The organism is Paracidovorax sp. (assembly GCF_057642795.1).
The window spans coordinates 328,870-351,298 of sequence record NZ_JBXYZY010000001.1 but is presented as its reverse complement, the minus strand read 5'-3'; the positions used below and the strand labels follow the sequence as shown (position 1 = coordinate 351,298).

Sequence of the window (22,429 nt, the reverse complement as noted above, 5' to 3'; positions counted from 1 at the left end):
GGGCCTTGTTGTGTGGGATAAGACAAAGAAGGCCCGCCGAAGCGGGCCCCTTGCAATCGGGATTTACTTCAGCGAGACCGGCGTGCCGGAAGTATCCTTGATCTCACCCCAGGACTTCATGATGACGCTCTTGACGGCGTCGGGCATCGGCACGTAGTCCAGGTCGATCGCCGTCTTGTCGCCGTGTTGGTAAGCCCACTCGAAGAACTTGAGCGAGGTCGTGGCCTGGGCCGGCTTGTCCTGCACCTTCTGCATCACGATGAACGTGGCGCCGGTGATGGGCCAGGATGCCTTACCCGGCTGGTTCGTCAGGATTTGGTAGAAGCTCTTGGCCCAGTCGGCGCCGGCGGCGGCGGCCTTGAAGGCATCGTCGTCAGGGGAGACAAATGCGCCGTCAGCGTTCTGCATCTGCACATAGGTCAGCTTGTTCTGCTTGACGTAGGCGTACTCGACGTAGCCGATCGAGTTGGGCAGGCGGCCCACGAAGGCGGCGACGCCTTCATTGCCCTTGCCGCCCGCGCCCGTGGGCCAATTCACTGCCGTGCCTTCGCCCACCTTGGTCTTCCACTCGGGATTCACCTTGCTCAGGTAGTTCGTGAAGATGAAGCTGGTACCCGAGCCGTCGGCGCGGCGGACGGGGGCGATGGCTGCGTCGGGCAGGTTCACACCGGCGTTCAGCGCCTTGATGGCGGGATCGTTCCAGTGGGTGATCTTGCCCAGGTAGATGTCGCCCAGGATCTGGCCATTCAGCTTGATCTGGCCGGGCTGGATACCCTTGATGTTAACCACGGGCACCACGCCGCCGATCACGGTGGGGAACTGCACCAGGCCCTTCTTGACCAGGTCTTCGTCCTTGACGGGAGCGTCGGAGGCACCGAAGTCCACCGTCTTCGCTTCAATCTGGCGCAGGCCGGCGCCGGAACCGACGGACTGGTAGTTGATCTTCACGCCCGTGGCCTTGTTGTAGTCAGCGGCCCACTTGGAATACAGGGGAGCAGGGAAGCTCGCACCGGCACCGGTAGCTTCCTGCTGGGCGTAGGCGCCAGAGAAGGCGCCAGCCGCCACGACACCAGCAACCAGGACACGAATCGCAGACAGTTTCATGAAAAGACCTCTTGGGTTGGAAAAATCAATGACGCCACTCTATGGCCGCTTTGTGACACACAGATGACAGGTGAGGCATCCATCACAGAGGAAAGCACCCCGAAAACTGACACGGAATCGTCATAAAGCTGTCGCGTTCGCTGCTTAATCTTCAGGCAAAGCAGTTGCGTAAAGGCCCACCCTTGCAAGCCACATCCCCCTCACGCCCCACCCGGGACGAGACGCCATTTCACGGCAGCGAGGGGCTGCAACCATGAGCATCGTCACCAAGGGCAGGCCGCCCGCACGCAGCGAGGCAGGCGCTGCCCGGAGCAGCCCGGAGCTGGTGCTATGCTGGCCCGACAAAAGCAACAGCGCTTTGCGCCTACCCATGCAAGACGGAACATTGCTCGCGGCTGTGGATTTGGGATCCAACAGCTTTCGCCTCGAAATCGGCCGCTTCGAGCACGGCCACATCCAACGGGTGGAATACCTGAAGGAGACGGTGCGCCAAGGCAACGGATTGGACGAGAACCGCAACCTGTCTTCGGCGGCCATGCAGCGCGGCTGGGACTGCCTGGCGCGTTTCGCCGAACGGCTTGCGAACTTTGCCCCGGCCCATGTGCGTGCAGTGGCCACCCAGACCCTGCGCGAGGCGCGTAACCGTGACGTCTTCATCCAGCGCGGCAACGAAATCCTGGGGCATGCCATCGACGTGATCTCCGGCCCCGAGGAAGCGCGCCTGATCTACCAGGGCGTGGCACACCTCCTGCCGCAGTCGGACGAACGCCGCCTGGTGGTGGACATCGGCGGGCGATCGACTGAACTGATCCTCGGGCAGCAGTTCACGCCATCCGCCGTCGCCTCCTTCCGGGTAGGCAGCGTCGCCTGGTCTACGCGGTACTTCCCGGAAGGACAGTTCAACGCACAGGCCTTCATGATGGCCGAGATCGCCGCCAAGGCCGTGCTCGACGAAGCGTTGGGCGTGTACCGGCGCGACGCCTGGGACGTGGCCTACGGCTCCTCGGGAACAGCCGGCGCCATCGGCGAGATGCTCGCCACGGTTCCCGGCAACACTCCCGGCATCATCACCCGCCAGGGCCTGGACTGGCTTCTGGCCCAACTGCTGCAGGCACGCAGCGCAGACCGCGTCCGCATGGAAGGGCTGAAGGAAGACCGGCGTGCCGTCATCGGCGGCGGCATCAGCGTGCTGCGCGCGGTGTTCGACCTGCTGGGCATCGAGCAGATGCATGTGGCCCAGGGTGCGCTACGCCAGGGCGCCCTCTACGACCTGCTCGACCGAGAGCTGCCAGCGACGGACCTGCGTTCCTCCACCGTGCGCGGGCTGATGCAACGCTTCAGCGTGGATACACCGCACGCCGAACGCGTTGCCCGCGTGGCCAGCCGCCTTTTCTGCGCCGCCGCCCCCACCGGCAGCGAGAAGGAAATGCGCGAGCTCGACTGGGCCGCGCACCTGCACGAAGTGGGTTGCCGCATTTCCCACACCGACTACCACCGGCACGGTGCCTACATCCTCGAACACACCGACGCCGCTGGCTTCGCGATGTCAGAACTCCACCGCCTCGGCCTGCTGGTGCTGGGCCATCGCGGCAAGGTACGCAAACTCGAAGCGGACCTGGGCGATCCCTCCTTCGCGCTGCAGCTGATGTGCTTCCGGGTGGCCGTGGGACTGTGCCATGCGCGGCGCGACCCCGACATCGAAGGTCTGACCCTGCATCTGGAGGACAACCGCTGCGTGGTGCGCTCGCGCCCCGGCTGGGCCGCCAGCTATCCGCAGTCGGCTCACCTGCTGCGAGACGAAGCCATCGCCTGGCAGAAGACGCCGTGGGAGTTCGTTGCCGAGCTGGGCTGAGAGAGGCTGCAGTGAGGCACAAACGGTATAAACTGTTTACATCGTTTTCTGCAACACAGCTTCCATGACCACTATCTCCACCGACTCCACCCTCACCACCGCCGCGGCACCAGCTGCGGCCGCCGAAACCAAGGCCGCCGCAACCGCTCCTGCAGCCGTCAAGGCCAGCCCTGCCAAGCCCGCAACGAAGCCTGCCAAGGCCGCCATCAAGCCCGTCGCCGCCGCCGTGGCTGCAGCCGTCGCCGCGCCCGCCAAGAAGGCGGCGCCCGCCAAACGCGGCAGCGCAGTGAAGGCCAAGGCCGCCGCGACGCCCGCTCCGGCGCCCGTGGCCGATAAGGCCGCAAAGCCGAAGAAGCCGAAGATGGTGCGCGACAGCTTCACGATTCCGAAGGACGAGTACGCCGTCATCGAAAGCTTGAAGCAGCGCAGCGGCAAGCTTTCGCAAACGGCCAAGAAGAGCGAACTGCTGCGTGCCGGCCTCAAGCTGCTATCGGGCCTGACGGATGCCGCCTTGCTGCAGGCGCTGCAGGCCGTCCCCTCCATCAAGACCGGCCGCCCGAAGGCCGACGACAAGGCTGCGGCCGAAGCCGCACCGGCCGCCAAGCGCACCAAGGCAGAACGCAAGTAATTGCGCAGCAACCGAGCAGGTCGCGCGCGCGGGCCTGCAAAGGTCCTCATCCAGCCAGGCACCGCCTTTGCCCGCCTGCAACAGGCGGCGATGGCCGCCCAGCAGCTCTGCGAGCCGCCTAGAGAAATTCCGGTGACTGCACGGCCATGAGCACGGTTTCTTCCGTTTCCAGCCGCTGACGATGCCGCAGCCACCACACCGCACCCTTGCGGATCGAGCAGTCGCTGGCCTGTAGCGCCAGTAGCTGGGCAACCACCTGGCCCAGCATGGGCTGGTGGCCCACCACCAGCACCGCCCCACGCGAGCGGGGCCACTGCACCAACTCCAGCAACTCAGCGGGAGAGCCACCCGGCAGCAGCTCGGCACGCAGCTTGAATTTGCGCCTCAGTGCTCGTGCGGTCTGTTCGGTCCGCTTGGCAGGGCTGGCGAGCACGCGCAGTCCGTCCGGCAGCTGCCGGTCGAGCCAGCCGGCCATGCGTGCAGCCTGCTTCTCGCCGCGACTCGTCAGGGCGCGCTCCAGGTCATCGCAACCCTCGGCGGCCTCTTCGGCCTCGGCATGCCGCCACAGGATGAGATCCATCAAGGCATTCCGTTCGGTCCCGCGGTGGCCACCACCTGAGGGCCGTAACGCAGGGTGAGCGCCGCCTGTGCGCCCCGTCCGTCCAGGGGACGCGGAGCGCGCTGGTACTGCCCGTCGGGCTGCAGCGTCCAGGCGTCGCGATCGTCGTGCAAATACGCCACCAGGCACTCGTCGATGATGCGCTGGCGCAGCTTGGCATCGGTCACGGGCCAGGCCAGCTCCACACGCCGAAGCATGTTGCGGTTCATCCAGTCGGCGCTGGAGAGATAGAGGTCTTCCCGCTCGCCGCCGCGGAAATAGAACACGCGCGTGTGCTCCAGGAAGCGGCCGATGACCGAGCGCACACGGATGTTGTCCGTCACGCCCGGCACCTGGGCAGGCAGCATGCAGGCGCCCCGCACGATGAGGTCGATGCGTGCGCCGCTCTGGCCGGCGCGGACCAGCGCCTGGATCAGCGCATCGTCGGTGAGCGCATTCATCTTGGCAACGATGCGGCCATCTTCGCCGCGCGCCGCTGCGGCGCCCACGGCGTCGATGCAGGCGATCATGGAACGCTGCAGATGGAACGGCGCCATCACCAGCCGCTTGAGCTTGGGCAGCGGATTCTGGCTGGCCAGGTGGTCAAACACCGCATCCATGTCGGCGGTGATCTGCGGATCGGCCGTGAGGTAGCTCAGGTCGGTATAGAGCCGAGCCGTGCGCCGGTTGTAGTTGCCGGTCGAGAGGTGGCCATAGCGACGCAGGTGGCGACCTTCGCGGCGCGTCACCAGCATCATCTTGGCATGGGTCTTGAGGCCCACCACGCCGTAGACCACCTGCGCGCCGATGGATTCCAGCGCCTCGGCCCAGTTGATGTTGGCCTCTTCGTCGAAGCGCGCCTTCAGCTCGACCACGGCCATCACTTCCTTGCCCCGGCGCACGGCCTCGCGCAGCAGGTCCATCATCTCGGAGTCGGACCCGGTGCGGTAGATGGTCTGCTTGATGACCAGCACGTCCGGGTCGTTGACGGCCTCGCGCAGGAACGCGAGCACGCCGTCGAAGCTCTCGAACGGCTGGTGGATCAGCACATCGCGCTTGCGCATCTGCGACAGGATGGAGACCCCCTGCGGCAGTTGGGCCGGCCAGGCCGAGCGCCAGGGCGGGAACATGAGCGAGGGATCGTTGACCAGATCGACCAGTTGCGAGAGGCGCACGAGGTTGACGGGCCCATGAACGCGGTAGAGCGCGGCGGCGGGCAGGCCGAACTGCGACTGCAGGAAATCGGAGAGAAAGCGCGAACAGCCGGCAGACACTTCAAGCCGCACGGCCTGGCCGTAATGGCGATGCTGCAGGCCCTGGCGCAGCGCGGTGCGCAGGTCGCGCACGTCGTCCTCGTCCACCGCCAGATCGGAGTGGCGCGTGACGCGGAACTGCGAGAACTCCGACACTTCGCGCCCCGGAAAGAGGTCCGCCAGATGGGTGCGGATGATGCTCGAGAGGCTCACGCACTGCACACCGGTGGGCGCCACCTCTTTCGGCAGCCGCAGCATGCGCGGCAGGACGCGCGGCACCTTGACGATGGCGATCTCGTTCTCGCGGCCGAAGGCGTCGTCGCCGCGCAGGCGCACGATGAAGTTCAGCGACTTGTTGGCCACCTGCGGGAAAGGGTGGGCGGGATCGAGCCCCACCGGGATGAGCAACGGCCGCACGTCGCGCATGAAGTAGTCGCGCACCCAGCGGCGCTGCGCCCCGTTACGCTCGCCATGCGACACCAGGCGGATACCGACCTTGGCGAAAGCGGGCACCAGCGAGTCGTTGTACAGCGCGTATTGCTTGGCCACCAGGTCGTGGGCGTCGGCCGCGAGGGCCGCGAACGAATCGACGCTGTACGGGCCCTTGGTCTCGCCGCTGCAGGCAGCCGTGAGGTGGGCGGCCGCGCGCACCTCAAAGAATTCGTCGAGGTTGGAAGAGACGATACAGAGATAGCGCAAGCGCTCCAGCAGCGGCACATCGGTGCGACAGGCCCAGTCGAACACACGGCGGTTGAAAGCGAGGATGGAGTGGTCCCGGTCCAGCAGCGTCAGCACCGGCGAGGCCACGGGCGCAGGCACGGAATCCGCGACAGGTTCGGCGGGAGCATCCGCCGGGGACGAAACAGGGGGGGGCAAAGATGAGGCAGAGGTTGCCGCTGCATCGGCCGTCGGGCTGCCGGATTCGTCGGGGTCCATCGCATGGGATGAGGGCCGGGACAAGCTGGCAGAAGGGGGAAGAGGCATGTCAGGCAGTTGGGGAATCACGGACACTGAACAGTATGAGACGTTTGAGTTACAGCTTGATGACATCGACATGAAAACGTCACGAAACGCCCCTGGACACCGGCCAAACAGATGCTGCCGCGAAGGCACCGACTCAGGACGCAGCCGCATGAAGCCTGCCGCAGAGCCGCGTGTACGTGCGGGCGAAGGCGACACAATGCCTGCCCTGCGCACCGGCGCACACGGGTTGCGGGGAAGGCCCGGCAGCCGGGCGCCCAGCGGCGGAAGCCGGCGCCTCAGGCGCCGAGGAAATGCTTGCGGTACTTGCTCGGCAGATCGGCCAGCCGCATGAGCATGGGCAGGTCGGCGGTGTTGAAGTCCGGGTCCCAGGCCGGAGCGCCCAGCACGCGGGCACCCAGGCGCAGATAGCCCTTGATGAGCGCGGGGGGCTCGATGTCCAGCGACCCGTCGAGCTGCTCCACCGGCAGCGCCAGACGGGGCAGCACGTGGTATTCGATGGGTGCCATGTGGGTCTGGCGCAACTGCTGCCAGATGCTGGCCGCCGCGTCGCCGCCGACCACGCCGTTATGCAGCATGGGGATGCTGGCGCAGCCGATCATGGTGTCGAGCTGGTTGCGTACCATGAAGTCGGCCAGTGCGCCCCAGAGGGCCAGGATCACGCCGCCATGGCGATGTTCGGGGTGGACGCAGCTGCGGCCCAGCTCGACCATGCGCGAGCGCAGCGTGCGCAGGCGAGTCAGGTCGAACTCCGTATCGCTATAGGTGCCGCCCACGCGCCGGGCCTGTGCCGGCGTCAGCACGCGGTAGGTGCCAATCACCTGTTGCGTGTCTGCATCGCGGACCAGCAGATGCTCACAATAGTCATCGAACAGGTCCACGTCGTGCTGTGGCAGCGGCGTATTCAGCCGGGCGCCCATTTCGGATGCGAAGACGGAAAAGCGCAGGCGCTGAGCCTCGCGAACCTCGTCTAGATGGCGCGCCCACGCCACCGCAATCCCGCCGCGCGCCTGCGCAGCCCCGCCCACGCCCACTTCGCTGCCAGGGCGGTGAAGTGACCCCCGAGGCAGAGTGGCTGGGCTGAGCGCCATGGTGGGCGTGGGCAATTCGTTCATTCGGTTCTCCTGAGGTAGGAACGCAAGAAGCTGCGCCGTACGGCAAACCGCCTGCAGCGCCCCTACGGGGCCTGTCGCAGCTGCCGCTGACCGCAATGTGCCGGCCTGGCATGACATGTCGGTGTCCACTGCGTGAAAAGCACATGACAGACAATCAGCGCCCTGCCCGCCCGCACTCCTCATTTGCCGCCCCTTCCCGCATGCCCCCGCTCACCATCCTCCGGCGTGACGAACACTTCGTCGCCGTCCACAAGCCGGCCGGCTGGCTCGTGCATCGCACCGGCCTGGATGCGGGCGAGACCCGCTTCGTCATGCAGACCTTGCGCGACCAGCTCGGCCAGCTCGTGTACCCGGTACACCGGCTGGACAAGGGCACCTGCGGCGTACTGGTGATGGCCCTGCATCCGGCCGCAGCGCGGGCGCTGTCGCAGTCCTTCGAGCACCATGCCGTGCGCAAGCACTATCTGGCGCTGGTGCGCGGCTGGGCGCCCGCGCAGGTGCAGGTCGATCACCCCTTGCGCCCCGACGACGCGCCGCCCGATGCGCCCGTGCAGAGCGCCCACACCCGGCTGCGCTGCCTGGCGCGGCTGGAACTGCCCGAGTCCGCCGACGCGCGCTTTCCCACCACGCGCGCGAGCCTGGTGCATGCCGAGCCCACCACGGGCCGGCGCCACCAGATCCGCCGGCACCTCAAGCACATCGCCCACCCCATCCTCGGCGACGCCACGCACGGCAAGGGCCCGCTCAACCGCTGGTGGGCCGAGCGGCTGGGCGGGCAGCGGCTCTGGCTGCATGCCTGGCGGCTGCAGGTGCCGCATCCGGTGACGGGAGAAACGCTGGTGCTCGACAGCGGCCTGCCCTGGCCCGGTGCGCCGCTGGACGCTTCCCTCGCACCCATGGAAGTACCCGATCTGCGGGCCTGGCAGAAGGTGTTCCAGCAATGGCCCTGGGCCTTCACGCTCGGCACTCCACCGGCAGATGAAGCACTCCCGCCCGACGAAGGCGAGGCGGCGAACCAGCTCCGGTAACCCGCCCACACAGCTATTGTTTTAATAGCGCAATACGCTTTATCTACCTGGGCTAGAAGCCATTTCAGCGCGATTCGCCCGTTGCGTGGCTAGGATTTTGGCCAAATCCAGGCCGGATGCGCCGCTGCGGATTCCGGGCTACTCTGCACGCCGGCCTGCGACGCTGGGCGAGACGCACCGCGGGTCCTGGATTTGGCCCGTTCGGGCCCCATGGCCGGATCGAAATGCGGCCCGGGCCCGGCGTCTGCCAGCACATCCTGCGCGTTGCGCAACGGGCATTCCTTGAGCGACAGGCATCCGCAGCCGATGCAGCCGTCGAGCTGGTCGCGCAGCTGCGTGAGCAGGCGGATGCGCTCCTGCAGACCGTCGCGCCATCGGGCCGACATGCGGCGCCAGTCCGCCGCCGTGGGCGTTCGGCTGGCGGGCAGCGCCTGCAGGGCCTGGGCAATCTCGGCAAGCGGCACACCCATGCGCTGCGCCACCTTGATCACCGCCACCCGCCGCAACACCGAGCGCGGATAGCGCCGCTGGTTGCCGGCGGTGCGCAGGCTGGCGATGAGCCCCTGGGACTCGTAATAACGCAGCGCCGACACAGCCAGCCCGCTGCGCACGGCGACCTCGCCTACGGACAGTTCAGGCTCTGCAGCGTTCTTTCTCGAAGGAGCGGAAGACATGTGGAATCAAGCAGGAAGGAACGGAGACACACGAAGGCCCACACGCGGCGGACAAGGTCCCCTGACACCGCGCCAGGCCGCAACGGCCGCAAAGGCACGCGAAGCCATTGACCTCAAGTCAACTTGAGGTTCGATACTAAGGCCATGCACTCCCCATCTGTCCGCGCAGTACAGCGCCCAGCACCCCCGCTTTCTTTCCACAACCCCGACGGGCTCTACGACCCGCGCCCCAACGGCTATTCGCACGTCGCAGTGGCTCGCCTGCCGGCATGCATCGTCCACATCGCCGGCCAGGGAGGCGAAGACGCAGAGGGCCGGCTGGCCGACGGCTTCGACGCCCAGGTACGGCAGGCCCTGGCCAATCTGGTCACCGCCCTGGGAGCGGCGGGCGCCCGCCCAGCCGATGTGGCGCGCCTCACGGCACTGGTGGTGGACCATTCCCCGACGCGGCTGCAGACCTTCTCGCAGGCCCTGCAGGCGATCTGGGGCGACGCGCCCACGCCGGCCTGCACGCTGATTCCGGTGCCGCGCCTGGCGCTCGATGGCATGCTCTTCGAAATCGACGCCACGGCCTATCTGCCGCCCCACGACGCGCGTTGAGCCGGGCGCACACCCTCCCCGCCCCAGACAACCATCCACTTCGCTCGCCCCATGACCGACCACGCCATACCCCCTGCGGAGCCCGCCCCGCTCACCACGCCCGTGCTGCTGCTGATGGCCCTGGCCTGCGGCCTTTGCGCCGGCGCCAATTACTACAACCAGCCGCTGCTGCACTCCATCGCGCAGCACCTGCGGGTGAGCGATGCCACCGCCGCACTCACCGTGACGCTCGCGCAGGTGTCGTACGCCTGCGGGCTGCTGCTGCTGGTGCCGCTGGGCGACAAGCTGGAGCGGCGCCGGCTCATCGTCTCGTTGATGGTGCTGGCCTCCGCTGGCCTTTTCCTGAGCGGCTTCGCGGGCAGCTTCTGGCTGCTGGCCGTGGGCACCGTCATGACGGGGCTCTTCTCCGTGGCCGCGCAGGTGCTGGTGCCGCTGGCCGCCAGCCTGGCCGCGCCCGGGCGGGGCGGGCGCGCAGTAGGCCTGGTGATGAGCGGGCTGCTGATCGGCATCCTGGCCGCCCGCAGCGTGGCCGGGCTGCTCTCGGGCCTGGGCGGCTGGAACCTGGTCTATCGCGTGGCGGGCGTGGCCACGCTGCTGGTGGCACTGGCGCTCTGGTTCGCGCTGCCGCCGCTCACGCGCCCGCGCAATGCGCCGGGCTACCTGCAGGTGCTGCGCTCGCTGGGCACGCTGGCCGCGCGCCACCCGCGCCTGCGCAGCCGGGCGCTGCTGGGCGGGCTTTCATTCGCCTCGGTGAGTGCGCTCTTCTCCACCATGGCCCTGATGCTGGGCGGCCCGGCGCACGGCCTGGGCGACGCGCAGATCGGCCTCATCGGGCTGGCCGGCGTAGCCGGCGCGCTGATGGCCAACGTAGCCGGCCGCATGGCCGACAAGGGCTACGAGCAGTGGACCACGCGCGTGTCGGTGCTGCTGGTGCTCCTGAGCTGGCTGCCGCTCTGGCTGGGCGGCGGCAGCATCCTGTGGTTCCTGGCCGGCATGCTGCTGATCGACCTGGCGCTACAGGGCGTGCACATCAGCAACCAGAACGTGATCTACGCGCTGGCACCCGATGCACGCTCGCGCCTGAACGCGGTGTACATGACGGGCTACTTCACGGGTGCGGCGGCCGGATCGGCCGTCGGTTCGCTGGCGTGGCAGCACGGCGGGTGGCCCGCCACCTGCGCCGCTGGCGCGGCGATCGCCCTGTGCAACGGTGTCGCCTGCTGGCACGACAGCCGGCTCGCCCGGGCTCAAGCTGCGGGCGGGGCGCATTCACTATCAAAAGCATAGCATTCCGCCCTGGCGGAACCTGCGCAGGACAAGCCTTCGGCCTCAATCTGCACCGCCGGATCGCGCTTTGTCCGACACGCCCGGCGCGCCCACCCCGGTGTAATGGGGACACCACAGCGCCCCCCGGCGCCCATCCACCCCAGGAGGACGCATATGAGCACATCCCATCCCACACAACAAGGCATCATTCAGGGCGAAGTCACCTACCGCGAAGGCGACGGCATGCCCATCCCCATCCCCCAAGGCCCGGTCGAGCTGGTCCACTCGCACGACAGCGTGACGCTGAGCTGGACCGCCGACAACAACGCCGCAGGCGTAGCGGCCATCCCGCGGGACGATTTCGATCGCTATGCCCGAGAAGGCAAGATCCGTGTGGACGGCGGGCCCATCGAAGCCCCCGAGGCGCCTCAAGCTGAAGGCTCGGCCGCTTTGGCGGAACAGCCAGTTGACGCGCAAGGGCAACAGCAACAACAGCAGCAAGCGGCAGCGAACTCCGCCGACAGCCAGCCCGTGCCGGACCCCGAGACCTCGCAGGACGGACATGCCGTCGAACATGACTATGCCGAGGCCGCACAGGCGCAGGACGACGACGCGCCCCAGCGCGACCGGGCTGCCTGACCATCGGCGAACGAACGCGCAAAGTTATCGGCGCCGCATCTGCACTGCGCTCATCGTTGACCTGCGGGGCCTCCACGGCCCCGCCGGCTCGTCTGGCGGTGTTAGCGCTGCCAGGCGGTCGCCACGCAGGCATGCGGGCCATGGCACAGTGGCGGCTGCCGCATGAACTCCTCTCCCACGCCTCTGTCGCCGCCGGTGGCCCATGTGCCGCAGGGCAACCCCTTGCCCGGCCTGCCCCTCCTTCCGGACGGAAGCACACCGCTCGATGCGGCCGGGCTGCGTCTATTGCTGAGGGCCTCCCTGCCCGACAAGAGCCACCATAAGGCCCAAGGCTGGTTCGGCGACACGGACTTCCTGCTCACCCGCGCCCACGTGGACGAGGACGGTGACACCTACCACGACGGCCTCTTTCTCACCGTCTGGCAGCAGTGGGATTTCTGGGTCGCAGACGCGCCCGCCGCCGCCGCCGCCGCCGCCGCCGCCACCGGCAGCGTGCTGCGCGCCGTGGCCGCTCAGGCCGGCGGCTGGCTGTTGCGCCGGCCTGCGGCACGGGGCGGCTTCACCCGCCTCTACCGCCGCCATGGCGCAAGCGGCCGCGGCGAAGCCCACTGGCGCCCGCTGCCCGAAGGTGCGGGTGCGGACAGCACCGCCGCCGCCGCCCTTGCAGCCTGCCAGCAGGCCTGGCAGGGCCTGCTGGACTACTGGCGCAAGGCGCTGGCTCACCGGCAGCTGCGCTACCCGCTGCGCGATCGGCTGCTGTCCGAGTGGACGCCCGAGCGCATCGAACTGCTCGCGCTGCTGCCCCGCTTCGCACAGCAGCCGCAGGGCGGGCGCTGGGCGGCGCTGCAGGGCCAGTGGCAGGGCCCGCTCTGGATTGGCACCCGCCCGCCCCTGGCCCCCGCTGCACCCGGCGTCCGGCGCCACGGAGCGCAGGAGGGCGCGGCCTTGCGTCTGGGCTGGCGAACGTCGGCAGGCATCGAAGGCAGCGGCGGCTCGACGCATGCGGGCGACAGCGACGATGGCGACCACGATGACGCCGTCGCCTGCTATCAGCTGGAGGCCGCCGCCGGCCGCGACCAGGCGCATGCGGGGGCGGACGCCAAGCTGCGCATCACTTACGCCCAGCGCTGGACCGACGCCCGTGAGCCTCTGCCGCCGGAGGCGGTCGATCACACCGAACACTTGCTGCAGCTGCTGGCGCGGGCCGAGGCGCATCTGCAGCGCATCCATGCACCCGACGCGGGCCACGGCACCAAGGGTGGCGAGACGAACGCCGATCCCGCCGGGTGGTCCCATGCCCTGCAATGGCTGACCCACGACCATCCCCTGCCTTCGCCAGAAGCGGAGGACTCGCACCTCGCACCAGCCCCGCCTCATGCCGCCTGGCTGGCGCTGTCGCACGCCTGGCAAACGTCTGGCCGCTCCCGCGCCGCACGGCAGCGCCGCGGCCTGCCGGCAGGCGCCGACCCCCGCACCCTGCATGCAGCGCGGGTGCTCGCCCTGGCCCGCCTGGTGAGCAGCGCAGGAAAAGGCGCTGACGAGATGGCCGTCCGCTTTCGCCGGCGCTTCGCCTATGCGCCGAGCTGCTATGCGGAGCCGGCCGCCACGCTCGGCCGGCGTGTGGGCCCCGTGATCTGGCTGCCCGATGCGAGCGGGCTCATCGCGGCGGGGGTAGCGGACGCATCCGGCGCGCACGAGGTCCACTGGATGGGGTTCGATTTGCAGGGCACGTTGCGCCGCATGCCGCTGTCGGCCGCACAGGTCGAAGTGGCGGCTGCAATGGCCGCCGAAACCCCTGCCGCGGGAATTCCCGATGGCAGCGGCGGCGCGGTCCTGGCCTGCGGTCCGGGGTGGACGGTTTCCGGCGATGCGCACGGCATGCTGCAGGCGCAAGACCAAGCCGCCGGCCGCCGGCTCTGGCAACACCGCGTGTCGACCACGGCGATCACCGGGCTGGCCGTGTCACCCGACGGGCGCACCGTGGTGGCCGGCACCGCCGGCGGCGAGCTGGCAGTGCTGCGCAAGTCCGGCGGGCCCGATCCTTTCGCGGAAGGCGACTCGCGGTATGTGGAAGCAGTGCGCTGGCTGTTCTGGACTGGCGAGGCGGAAGCGGGCATCCGGTGGTGACCGCAAGGCACGCCGCGACCTCGGCAGCACAGCCCCTGCGCAGGCCTGGAGCGAGGAGTGGACGCCCCGGGCAGCCGCAGCCCTCGCTGACTGCGCCTCTTACCGCCCCTTGCGCGCTGCCTTCTTCGCGGCCCGCTCGGCCTCCTTCAACTCCGCAGCAGCGCGCCACACCTCGAACTCGGCGGGAGTCTCCAGGGTCACCCGGCCCAGCACCGCGCTGCGCAGGTCCGTCATCACCAGCTCGGCGCCCTTTTGCAGGTTGACCCGCCCGCCGGACATCACCGCACCGCGCTTGCGGGCGATGGCTTCCAGCAGCTCTTCATCGTGGAGCGCGGCGATCGATTCGTCGCTCAGGCCCAGGCGGTAGCGCGCCTCCAGCAGGCTCGCGTAGTGCCGCTTGAGGTAGGCCAGAAGCTCCAGCGCCACCTCTTCCTCGTCGTAGGCGTTGCGGCCCACGGCGCCGCTGGCGGCGAGCTTGTAGCCGCTTTCCTCAATGGTGATGCGCGGCCAGAGCATGCCGGGCGTGTCCCACAGGTAGAAATCGTCGGCCAGCGTGATGCGCTGCTCCAGCTTGGTAATGCCGGCCTCGTCGCCCGTCTTGGCCTGGCGCTTGTCGCTCAGCGTGTTGATCAGGGTGGACTTACCCACGTTCGGAATGCCGCAGATAAGCACCCGCATGGGCTTGGCCATGCCGCCGCGCTGGGGCGCGAGCTGGTGGCAGGCCTCGATCAGCCGGCGGGCAGGCGCGGGCTCGGAGGCATCGAGCCCGATGGCGCGGGTTTCGGCGCGGGCGTTGTACCAGTCCAGCCAGAGCGGCGTGCGGGCCGGATCGGCCACGTCCTGCTTGTTCAGTACCTTCACCGAGGGCTTGTGGCCGGTCAGTTCGGCCAGCAGCGGGTTGGCGCTGGAGCCGGGCAGGCGCGCGTCCAGCAGCTCGATCACCACGTCGATGTCCTTGATGCGCTCGGCGATCGCCTTGCGGGTGGAGTGCATGTGACCGGGGAACCACTGGATGGCCATGGGCTTTTTCTTTCGCGTTCTGGGGAGCTTGTCGGGGCGACAAGGATAATCGCGGCCTGGCCTTTCCCCCACGAACCGATTGCCCCTCATGCCCCTGCCCTCGCCTCCCGTCCACCGCCCCAGCAAGAAGGCCGAAGCCGAACTGCTGTTCAAGGGGGTGACCTGTGCGCTCATCGGGCTCATCGTGCTGCTGGCACCCTACGTGGCCAAATCATCCAGCGTGGGCGACATGATGCGGCAGGCCTACCTGGTGGGTTGGTTCGCCCTGGTGCTGGGCATCGCCTTCCTCGTTCGCTATGCCCTGCGGCGCTACGGTGGCCGCCGGCGCTACTGATCCCCACATCGCGCAGGCCGATGGCGCCGACTCCCTCGACCGATCCAGCCACCCCGCATGCCGGAGCATCGCCATCGTGCGAAGCGCTGCCGCGCATGCGCCGCCGCTTTGCGCTGCTGCGCCAGCATCTGACCGACGCAGGACTGGCGCTACGAGAACCTCCGCCGGAGCCCACCACCTGCTGCGGTCGCGGCTGCAATGGCTGCGTGTGGGACGGCTTTTACGCGGCGGCAGAGTGGTGGTGCGAAGACGCAGAGGACCTGCTGGCCGCGTCCCCGCCTGACACTTCCCGCGCGACCTCCAGCCCTGTGCCGCCGCGCTCCGGCGCTCCTTTGCCCCACTGCGACGGCGGCTCATGCACACCAGCCGACCGCTCAAACCCGTCTTCTCTTTCGCACATCCCGCCCCGCCATGCCGACTCCTGAGGTCCGACCATCCCGCCAGACCGCCCCTGACGCAGCCGGTGTCGCTCGTTCACCCGATATGCGGGGCCAGGCGCTCGCCATCTAGCGCGACCCGCAGCGGCTGCTGGCCGTGCGCACGACAGACCTGCTCGACTCCCCGGCCGAGCCCGGCTTCGACGGACTGACCGCCACCGCGGCCCGGCTGCTCAATGCCGCAGCATGCTTCATCACCATCGTCGATGAGCACAGGGACTTCTACAAGAGCCAGTGCGGCTTTCCCGACGGGCTGGCGCAGGCCCGGCAGATGGAAGGCCTGACCTTCTGCCATTTCACACTGGACCGCAGCGATGCGCTGGTGATCGAGGACACCCACGCCACGCCCATCTGGGCCAGCGTGCCCACGGTGCAGAGCCTGGGCGTGCGCGCCTACGTGGGCGTGCCGCTGAAGTCCGGGGGCCAGAACATCGGCAGCTTCTGCGTGATCGACGTCAAACCGCGAGCATGGACGGCTCACGAACTCGAGACCATCCAAGAGTTGGCCGTTTCGGCCGCACGCGAACTGCACCTGCGCGCCGCGCTCACGGCCGCGCAACAGGCAGCAGAGAGCGCGCGCAGCCAGGCACTGGCGCGGGAGCAGGTACTGGCCGTGGTGGCCCACGACCTGCGCACCCCGCTGCAGGTGCTGCAGTTGAGCACGCGGCTGCTGCAACGCAGCGGGGCCGCGGCCCACCAAGAGGCCACTTTGCAGCGAATGCAGGCCGTCATCGACGTGATGGCCACCATGGTCGAGGGCGTACTCAAACCCAGCGAGGCGGCGCCCGCCATGCAGCCGATCCCGGTGAGGACGCTGGCGCGGGACGCCGTCCACATGATGGCGCCGCTCGCCGAGAAGAGCCGCATCACGCTGCAGTTGCACGCGCTGCCCGAAGCCGTCGTGCGCGTGGACTATGGCCAGCTGGTGCGCGTGCTGGGCAACCTCGTCGGAAATTCGCTCAAGTACTCCCCGCAAGGCAGCGTGGTGAGCGTGAGCGGCGCGCGCATCGGCGGGTCGCCCCTGGTGGACATCGTGGTCAGCGACAACGGCGTGGGCATGAGCCCGCAGGACGTGGCACAGGCCTTCAACGCCGGCTGGCAGAGCGACGCAGCCCGCGCACGCGACGACGGAGTGGGTCTGGGCCTGGCCATCGTCAAGTCCCTGGTGGAGGCCAACCACGGCCGTGTCCGCATCGAAAGCTGCGAAGGCGCGGGCACCTCGGTCACCATCACGCTGCCGTGCGAATGACGCACTGAGCCGGAGCCGAATCCCCGCTGCGGCCATGGCAGCTGGAATGCACCGCTTCCAGGCGCGGCTCACACCACCCAGCAACGCGGTTCTGGCGAGGCTCCGCATTGAAGACAACACAGGGCCCGCGACGCCGCCAGTCAGCTTGTGTGAGCCGCTCTAAGGCTGCTGCCGTACCTGATCGGCCTCGCGGCGCAGTTGCCCGGCCAACAGCAGGGCCAGATCGAGCCGCCGCAGCACCCACGGATTCAGGTCGCTCTCAAAAGGGTCAGGCAAAGGCTCGGGGCCGGGGGCTGCTTCCGGGCTGGTTTGCGCAGCATCAGGTGCCGGCGACGCAGGGCCGAGCAAGATGGCGTCGATGCGGTCAGCGGCCTGCGCCAGCGGTGCGGCGATGAAGGACGCGTTCAGGCGTCCGCGGCGCAGCAACAGCATGGACTTCACGGCGGTCAGCTGAGCCAGCAGCTGGTAGCAATAGGCCTGCAGCCGCTGCAGCCGCTCGATCGGCGGGCGCACGGCGCGCGGCTCCTTGATCGATCGCTGGGTCGCCTGCACCAGGGCAGAGAGGCTGTCGTAGGCCTCGCGCCGTGCCAGCCGCCAGTCCAGCTCAGGTGCGTTGTCCACCGCCTGCAGCTGGCCCAGGCCCAGTGCCAGGCGCGCATGGCGCGCTTGCGCGGCCACCGTGCGGGTCACCAGGGCCGGGATCTGCCCGCGCTCCCAGGACGGCAGCACGTAGCTGCACGCCCAGGCGATGCCGGTGCCGATCAAAGTATCGGCCAGGCGCTCGAACAGCGCGAAGGACGGGCTCACTCCCACGTTCAGCATGTGCGACTGCACCAGCCCCAGCACGGTGGCAGCCACGGCCGTGATGAGGTAGCGCCGCACGGCGAAAGCATGGGCCACGGCCTGCGCCAGCGTGAGCACAGCGATCAACGCGAGCGGCGACGGATGGGCGGAGAGCACCGACAGCGCGAGCACACAGCCCAGCAGCGTGCCTGCCACCCGCGCGTTGCGGCGTTCCAGGGTCTGCGCGAGGCTGCCGCGCAGCACCACCACAATGGTCAGCAGGATCCAGTAGGGATGCGTGCCCCAGGGCAGCGCCTGCGAAACGGTGTAGCCCGCACCCATCGCCAAAGCGGCGCGCAGCGCATGGCGCAGCGGCGGCGCGTCCCAGCGCCAGAGCGAGAGGAAGGGAGCCAGAGACCAGGTCGTCGGGCTGACGAACATCTGCCAGTGGGCACGCACCACCGCCAGGTTGGGCTCGACCTCGCCCCGGGCCAGCGCCACCAGGCGCAGGGCCTCGTCATTGACGTGCCCCATGCGGTCGGCCAGCGCACGCGCCAACAGCTGCGGCGACGGGCCGGGGCCGTTCCACGGCGCAAAGGCGTCAGCCGGATCTTGGTCGTCGCCCGGAGACCAGCGCAATTGCGCCAGCCTCGCACGTCGGTCGGTCATCGGCGGGGGCATGCGCGCCAGCAGCAAGGCATCGGCCAGCTGGGCGATGTCGGCCGCCATCTCCCGCAGCACGGCCTGGATCTGGCGCAGGCCATGGGCATGGCCGGGCTGCGACAGCAGCGTGTCCAGATCGAGCTCGCAAGCGAGCAGATGGTCGCGCATCTCCAGCACCAGCAGCAGCATGCCCGCCAGCCGCTGACGGCGCGGGGTGCGCGGCGATTCCAGCACCACATCGCGGGTGGACTGCAGCTGGTCGGCCAGCGCTGCGTGGCGGGCCAGCAGGTCGCCGATGAGGACCTGGTCGGGGTCAGGCTCGCCCGAGGCTGGAGCGGCATCGCCCTGCCCCTGCTGCGTGCCGCTGCCGAAATGCCGCGCCTGCGCGCGCATGAGCGCGGCCAGGGCCAGCAGCGTGTCGGCCAGCAACTGCACGCGGTAGCGGCCGTTGAGCGCCAGATGCGCCAGCACCGAATAGACCACATAGAGCCCGGAGCCCAGACCAAAGAACGCAGTGGTGCGCAAGGCGGCGTCCAGAGCATTGCGGCCTTCGTGGGTGGGCACGGCCATGCTGAAGATGGCCGAGAAAATCAGCGCAATGGCGACCGGCACACCCCGCTTGCCCCAGGCCATGGCCAGGAAGGAAACGAAGGCCGCCACCACGATCAGCACCCCCAGGGACACGGGATCGTCCTGCAGCAGCTGCACGCCGAAAAAGAGCGGCAGGCCCAGCAGCGGCGCCGGGAGCATCTGCCAGAACTTGCCGCGGCGCGGCCCTGGCAGGTCCGGCGGCGTGGTGACGATCACGCCTACCGCTGCGGCGGAGGCGGCTGCCGCACCGATGAAGACATGGACGCCCGCCGCGATCAGCATCAGCCCCAGTGCGACCGACAGCCCGTTGGCGACGTAGTGGCTCAGGGCACCGCGCATGGCGGCGCGCAGGCGGCGGGACAGGGAAGCGTTCGGGGTCTGAAAGAGTTTCACGATCACAGTGTGAAAGGGCGGCCATCGCCGGGCAACCGGGCGGCACCGGATGGTGCCACGCCCGTGCCGCGCCTGCCTCCGCTGTTCAGCAAGGCCGTCAGCCCAACTGCTCCACGGACATGTATTGCTGGCGCCAGGCTTCAAAGGGCAGCGTGTCGGCGGCCTCAATGGCCTTTTGCTCCGCGATCGACTGCGCCACGTAGCCTGCATGGCGTTGCTGCTGGTCGGCCGACCAGGGCTGCGCGAGCAGATAGTCGCGCGCGGCGGCCGATCGCTCCAGCGCGAATGCCGTGAAGTTGCCCGCATGACGCTCGGCGAGTACCTGCAGCACGCGGGCCGAAGGCGTCTGCTCGGGCGTCGCCACCAGGGCCTGCGCCGCGGCCAGGGCCTGGGCGTGGGCGTCGGTGTGCTGGGCGGCATCGAGGGCCTGGGCGAGGGGGGCGCACTCGGCCAGCAACTCGGCAGCCCAGTCGGTCAGGGCCACGCTGCGGCCGGCGCGCATGAGCTGCAGGCCGGGCTCGCGGCCGCGCTCGGCGGCCAGGTGCTGGTTGTGCTTGAGCTCGGCGATCTCGGCCGGCGTGTCGGGCGGGCTGTCCGAGAACAGGCAATGCAGCAGGAATACGTCCAGCAGGCGCATGGTCTGCGCGTTGATGCCCACCGGCTCGAACGGGTCCAGGTCCATCAGCCGCACCTCGACGTATTCGACGCCGCGCTCGCGCAGGGCATGCAGCGGGCGCTCGCCCGTGCGCACGGTGCGCTTGGGGCGGATGGTGCCGTAGAACTCGTTCTCGATCTGCAGCAGGCTGGTCCCCAATTGGTTGTATTCGCCGCCGAGGTTCATCACGCCCACGGCCTCGTAGTCCGGGTAGGGCCGCGTCAACGCGTCGTGCAGCGAATCGGCGTAGCCCTTGAGCCCGTTGTAGCTCACCGCCAGCGTGGCCTGGGCATCGCTCTGGTAACCCAGGCGCCCCATGCGCAACGACGTGGCATGCGGCAGGTACAACGCATTGCGGCCATCGCCCAGCGGCTGCAGATGGTGCTCGCGCCCCGCCACGAAACAGGGGCACAGCGCCGGCGATGCGCCGAAAAGGTACAGCAGCACGAAGGCGCTGCGGCGGAAGTTGCGGATCAGCGCAAAGTACTCCTCGCTTGTCACGCCGGGCAGCGACCAGTTGTAGTGGATGCCCGAAATGGTCTGCATACGCCGACCATAACGGTGGCCCAGGCCCATCCGATAGACGCTCTTGGCCCGCCCGATGTTGGACGAGCCGTAGCGCCCCAGGGGAATGGTCTCATCGGTAGGCAGGCCGCAGGGCATGCTGGACACCCACATCATCTCCCCGCCGCCTGGCTGCTGTGCCAGCGCCCGGTACGTGAACTGGTGGACTTCGACCAACTCGTCGAGGGTGGCCTGAGCGCTGCGGTGCGCGCCGGTGATCAACTCGAGCTGTGACTCGCTGAAATCGGTGGTGATCAACGGGTGGGTCAGTGCGGCCCCCAGGGCGTCGGGATGCGGAGTGAGGGCCAGGGCCCCGGAGGGCAACACGCGCAGGCCCTCTTTTTCCACGCCCCGGCGGATACCTGCCAGGCGGTCCGAGGATTGCGCGCCGATGCGCTCGTGTAGTTTTGTCATGTATTTATCCGCTGGTCCATCTCTTGTGGAGGCGGAACTTAGCACGGCGCTGCCGCCTGCGTAGTGGGTCGAGCGGGAGCCGTGGCCGGACGGCGGGGCACTTGGACCTCAGCACCACGAGGCCCGCGTTGCGTGTAGGGACACCCCTGCAGGCCGTCCCGCAGCAAGCCCGCAGGTCTCGGGGATTTTTTTCCACACGGCGGAATAACGGCCTTCAGGCAGCACACTATGGGCGACGGCGACGATGCCCTTTACGCCTCGCATACCCACCACCAGAACCGCCCATGCCTCTCACGCCTTCCGAAAGCAAGAACCCCATCACGACGCAGGAGCGGCGGAGGGTCGAAGAGTTACGGGGCGTCCAGATGCGCCCAGGCGCGGTGCAGATTCAATTGGTCAGCATTGCGCTGCTGGCGATGGCGATCGCGCTGTCTCGGTATGTGAACCTGCCTGTCCGCCACGACCTGTATGGGCTACTGGCCCTGCTGAGCCTGGGCCTGGTCGCGGCACTGTGCATGGCCGTCTGGGGAACAGCCCGCCAATTCAACCATAGCGGCTTGCTGCATGGCCTGGCCGTCACCCTGGCCTATCGGCTCCTGGCGGACAAAGTCCCGAATCCGGGCTTCTGGCTGATTCCGCTGGCCATGCTGATCACCTTCACCACAGCCGTCTTCTTCACCCACTTCTGGAACCACACGATCTTCAACGTCTTGTGCTGGGCGTTGATGACCGACTTCGGCGCCGTCAGCAGCGGTGTGCCGGAACAGCAGCCGCTCCTGCTACTGCTGATCGTGGCAGGCATAGGACTGGCTGCGGCCGCGTGCCTGGCATGCGATATCGTGCATCGCAAGAACCTGCTGCTCACGGTGCGCCTCCAGAGGCTGGCCGATTTCGATGTGCTGACCACATTGCACAACCGCCGGTCCTTCCTGCAAATCGTCGAATCGGCGATTCACAAATGCACCGACGAGCAGACAGACGACACCAGGCAGGCCCTGCACTTTGCTCTGCTCGACATTGACGACTTCAAGCAGATCAACGACACGCAGGGCCACGGCGCTGGCGACTTGGTATTGCAGGAAACCGCAGCGGCCATCCGCTCTTATTGCGGGACGCACCCCTGCGGACGCCTGGGCGGGGAGGAATTCGGCATCCTGCTCTACGGCCTGGATGACGCTGCCGTACATGCCTTCATGGATGGCCTGCTTCCCCTGCTCGCAAAGGCAGCAATCGACGGGCCTCACATCACGGTGAGCGCAGGCGTATCGCGACTGCGCAAAGGCGATCAACTCAGCGACTTCGTACAGCGTGCAGACCAGCAGCTCTATCAAGCCAAGCGCTCAGGCAAGGACCGGTGGCAAGGCCAGTTCTAGCAGCCCCCGGCCCGCCGCGCCCTCGAAACCGCTTCCGGGTCCGAAGCACAGGGTTATCCCTAGGATCACTGGATAACGATGTGGATAA

19 protein-coding genes are annotated in these 22,429 nt (G+C 68.4%); 11 read left to right on the top strand and 8 right to left on the bottom strand.

Going from position 1 to position 22,429, the window contains the following annotated elements:
- Positions 1-63 precede the first annotated feature (63 nt).
- Positions 64-1,104, bottom strand: a complete 1,041-nt coding sequence (gene pstS / locus AC3A84_RS01595) for a phosphate ABC transporter substrate-binding protein PstS (RefSeq protein ID WP_487967992.1) — start codon at positions 1,102-1,104, stop codon at positions 64-66.
- A 370-nt stretch (positions 1,105-1,474) separates the two neighbouring features.
- On the opposite strand from pstS, the gene AC3A84_RS01590 reads away from it, so the two are divergent.
- Together AC3A84_RS01590 and AC3A84_RS01585 are read left to right on the top strand one after the other, a co-directional pair.
- A complete protein-coding gene (locus AC3A84_RS01590) occupies positions 1,475-2,956 on the top strand; it encodes a Ppx/GppA phosphatase family protein (protein WP_487967991.1) in 1,482 nt (493 codons plus the stop codon).
- Between the two features lie 64 nt (positions 2,957-3,020).
- Positions 3,021-3,584, top strand: coding sequence for a hypothetical protein (locus AC3A84_RS01585; RefSeq protein WP_487967990.1), 564 nt, complete (start codon positions 3,021-3,023; stop codon positions 3,582-3,584).
- Between the two features lie 118 nt (positions 3,585-3,702).
- On the opposite strand, the gene AC3A84_RS01580 is transcribed toward AC3A84_RS01585, so the two are convergent.
- The 3 genes from AC3A84_RS01580 to AC3A84_RS01570 form a co-directional block, all read right to left on the bottom strand.
- Positions 3,703-4,167, bottom strand: a complete 465-nt coding sequence (locus tag AC3A84_RS01580) for a SixA phosphatase family protein (RefSeq protein WP_487967989.1) — start codon at positions 4,165-4,167, stop codon at positions 3,703-3,705.
- Complete coding sequence (gene ppk1, locus AC3A84_RS01575) at positions 4,164-6,371, bottom strand: polyphosphate kinase 1 (RefSeq protein WP_487968222.1); 2,208 nt, start codon at positions 6,369-6,371, stop codon at positions 4,164-4,166. The genes AC3A84_RS01580 and ppk1 overlap by 4 nt, the downstream gene beginning before the upstream one ends.
- 323 nt (positions 6,372-6,694) lie before the next feature.
- The gene (locus tag AC3A84_RS01570; RefSeq protein WP_092936840.1) at positions 6,695-7,531 is read right to left on the bottom strand and encodes a GNAT family N-acetyltransferase; all 837 of its coding nucleotides are present in this window, start codon (positions 7,529-7,531) and stop codon (positions 6,695-6,697) included.
- 200 nt (positions 7,532-7,731) lie between these two features.
- On the opposite strand from AC3A84_RS01570, the gene AC3A84_RS01565 reads away from it, so the two are divergent.
- The gene (locus tag AC3A84_RS01565) at positions 7,732-8,559 is read left to right on the top strand and encodes a pseudouridine synthase (protein ID WP_487967987.1); all 828 of its coding nucleotides are present in this window, start codon (positions 7,732-7,734) and stop codon (positions 8,557-8,559) included.
- An 89-nt stretch (positions 8,560-8,648) separates the two neighbouring features.
- Here the strand turns inward: AC3A84_RS01565 and soxR are convergent, their stop codons facing one another.
- Positions 8,649-9,233, bottom strand: coding sequence for a redox-sensitive transcriptional activator SoxR (soxR, locus tag AC3A84_RS01560; protein WP_487967986.1), 585 nt, complete (start codon positions 9,231-9,233; stop codon positions 8,649-8,651).
- A 144-nt stretch (positions 9,234-9,377) separates the two neighbouring features.
- Between soxR and AC3A84_RS01555 the strand changes: the two genes are divergently transcribed.
- From AC3A84_RS01555 to AC3A84_RS01540, 4 genes are all read left to right on the top strand, one after another.
- Positions 9,378-9,833, top strand: a complete 456-nt coding sequence (locus tag AC3A84_RS01555; RefSeq protein ID WP_487967985.1) for a RidA family protein — start codon at positions 9,378-9,380, stop codon at positions 9,831-9,833.
- A 51-nt stretch (positions 9,834-9,884) separates the two neighbouring features.
- Positions 9,885-11,120 carry an MFS transporter gene (locus AC3A84_RS01550; protein ID WP_487967984.1) on the top strand — a complete coding sequence of 412 codons (1,236 nt, stop codon included), beginning with the start codon at positions 9,885-9,887 and terminating at the stop codon, positions 11,118-11,120.
- Between the two features lie 153 nt (positions 11,121-11,273).
- Positions 11,274-11,738 carry a hypothetical protein gene (locus AC3A84_RS01545; protein WP_487967983.1) on the top strand — a complete coding sequence of 155 codons (465 nt, stop codon included), beginning with the start codon at positions 11,274-11,276 and terminating at the stop codon, positions 11,736-11,738.
- Positions 11,739-11,900: 162 nt separating this feature from the next.
- Complete coding sequence (locus AC3A84_RS01540) at positions 11,901-13,865, top strand: hypothetical protein (protein ID WP_487967982.1); 1,965 nt, start codon at positions 11,901-11,903, stop codon at positions 13,863-13,865.
- 99 nt (positions 13,866-13,964) lie between these two features.
- Here AC3A84_RS01540 and ylqF read toward each other — a convergent pair whose 3' ends face one another.
- The gene (ylqF, locus tag AC3A84_RS01535) at positions 13,965-14,885 is read right to left on the bottom strand and encodes a ribosome biogenesis GTPase YlqF (protein ID WP_487967981.1); all 921 of its coding nucleotides are present in this window, start codon (positions 14,883-14,885) and stop codon (positions 13,965-13,967) included.
- Between the two features lie 88 nt (positions 14,886-14,973).
- Here ylqF and AC3A84_RS01530 point away from each other — a divergent pair, with 88 nt between their 5' ends.
- The 3 genes from AC3A84_RS01530 (at position 14,974) to AC3A84_RS01520 (ending at position 16,905) form a co-directional block, all read left to right on the top strand.
- On the top strand, positions 14,974-15,219 hold the full coding sequence (locus tag AC3A84_RS01530) for a hypothetical protein (protein ID WP_092936854.1): 246 nt from the start codon (positions 14,974-14,976) through the stop codon (positions 15,217-15,219).
- Positions 15,220-15,239: 20 nt separating this feature from the next.
- Positions 15,240-15,644: an oxidoreductase-like domain-containing protein gene (locus tag AC3A84_RS01525; protein WP_487967980.1), complete on the top strand. Its 405-nt coding sequence runs from the start codon at positions 15,240-15,242 to the stop codon at positions 15,642-15,644.
- A 109-nt stretch (positions 15,645-15,753) separates the two neighbouring features.
- Positions 15,754-16,905, top strand: a complete 1,152-nt coding sequence (locus AC3A84_RS01520; protein WP_487967979.1) for a GAF domain-containing sensor histidine kinase — start codon at positions 15,754-15,756, stop codon at positions 16,903-16,905.
- 159 nt (positions 16,906-17,064) lie between these two features.
- Here AC3A84_RS01520 and AC3A84_RS01515 read toward each other — a convergent pair whose 3' ends face one another.
- Positions 17,065-19,281 (bottom strand): FUSC family protein, encoded by a 2,217-nt coding sequence (locus tag AC3A84_RS01515; protein WP_487968221.1) that lies wholly within the window; start codon positions 19,279-19,281, stop codon positions 17,065-17,067.
- Positions 19,282-19,432: 151 nt separating this feature from the next.
- Entirely contained in the window at positions 19,433-20,968 is a 1,536-nt protein-coding gene (gene gshA, locus AC3A84_RS01510) for a glutamate--cysteine ligase (protein ID WP_487967978.1), read from the bottom strand.
- Between the two features lie 284 nt (positions 20,969-21,252).
- Between gshA and AC3A84_RS01505 the strand changes: the two genes are divergently transcribed.
- Positions 21,253-22,341, top strand: a complete 1,089-nt coding sequence (locus AC3A84_RS01505) for a GGDEF domain-containing protein (RefSeq protein WP_487967977.1) — start codon at positions 21,253-21,255, stop codon at positions 22,339-22,341.
- Positions 22,342-22,429 lie beyond the last annotated feature (88 nt).

What these genes read in the sequence shown, in the direction of transcription:
- AC3A84_RS01550 (WP_487967984.1), top strand. Translation starts at nt 9,885, where the DNA reads ATGACCGACCACGCCATACCCCCTGCGGAGCCCGCCCCGCTCACCACG.
- AC3A84_RS01540 (WP_487967982.1), top strand. Translation starts at nt 11,901, where the DNA reads ATGAACTCCTCTCCCACGCCTCTGTCGCCGCCGGTGGCCCATGTGCCG.
- AC3A84_RS01505 (WP_487967977.1), top strand. Translation starts at nt 21,253, where the DNA reads ATGCCTCTCACGCCTTCCGAAAGCAAGAACCCCATCACGACGCAGGAG.
- gshA (WP_487967978.1), bottom strand. Translation starts at nt 20,968, where the DNA reads ATGACAAAACTACACGAGCGCATCGGCGCGCAATCCTCGGACCGCCTG.
- soxR (WP_487967986.1), bottom strand. Translation starts at nt 9,233, where the DNA reads ATGTCTTCCGCTCCTTCGAGAAAGAACGCTGCAGAGCCTGAACTGTCC.
- AC3A84_RS01590 (WP_487967991.1), top strand. Translation starts at nt 1,475, where the DNA reads ATGCAAGACGGAACATTGCTCGCGGCTGTGGATTTGGGATCCAACAGC.
- ylqF (WP_487967981.1), bottom strand. Translation starts at nt 14,885, where the DNA reads ATGGCCATCCAGTGGTTCCCCGGTCACATGCACTCCACCCGCAAGGCG.
- AC3A84_RS01525 (WP_487967980.1), top strand. Translation starts at nt 15,240, where the DNA reads ATGGCGCCGACTCCCTCGACCGATCCAGCCACCCCGCATGCCGGAGCA.
- AC3A84_RS01570 (WP_092936840.1), bottom strand. Translation starts at nt 7,531, where the DNA reads ATGAACGAATTGCCCACGCCCACCATGGCGCTCAGCCCAGCCACTCTG.
- AC3A84_RS01555 (WP_487967985.1), top strand. Translation starts at nt 9,378, where the DNA reads ATGCACTCCCCATCTGTCCGCGCAGTACAGCGCCCAGCACCCCCGCTT.
- ppk1 (WP_487968222.1), bottom strand. Translation starts at nt 6,371, where the DNA reads ATGGACCCCGACGAATCCGGCAGCCCGACGGCCGATGCAGCGGCAACC.
- AC3A84_RS01515 (WP_487968221.1), bottom strand. Translation starts at nt 19,281, where the DNA reads ATGCGCGGTGCCCTGAGCCACTACGTCGCCAACGGGCTGTCGGTCGCA.
- pstS (WP_487967992.1), bottom strand. Translation starts at nt 1,104, where the DNA reads ATGAAACTGTCTGCGATTCGTGTCCTGGTTGCTGGTGTCGTGGCGGCT.
- AC3A84_RS01565 (WP_487967987.1), top strand. Translation starts at nt 7,732, where the DNA reads ATGCCCCCGCTCACCATCCTCCGGCGTGACGAACACTTCGTCGCCGTC.
- AC3A84_RS01530 (WP_092936854.1), top strand. Translation starts at nt 14,974, where the DNA reads ATGCCCCTGCCCTCGCCTCCCGTCCACCGCCCCAGCAAGAAGGCCGAA.
- AC3A84_RS01545 (WP_487967983.1), top strand. Translation starts at nt 11,274, where the DNA reads ATGAGCACATCCCATCCCACACAACAAGGCATCATTCAGGGCGAAGTC.
- AC3A84_RS01585 (WP_487967990.1), top strand. Translation starts at nt 3,021, where the DNA reads ATGACCACTATCTCCACCGACTCCACCCTCACCACCGCCGCGGCACCA.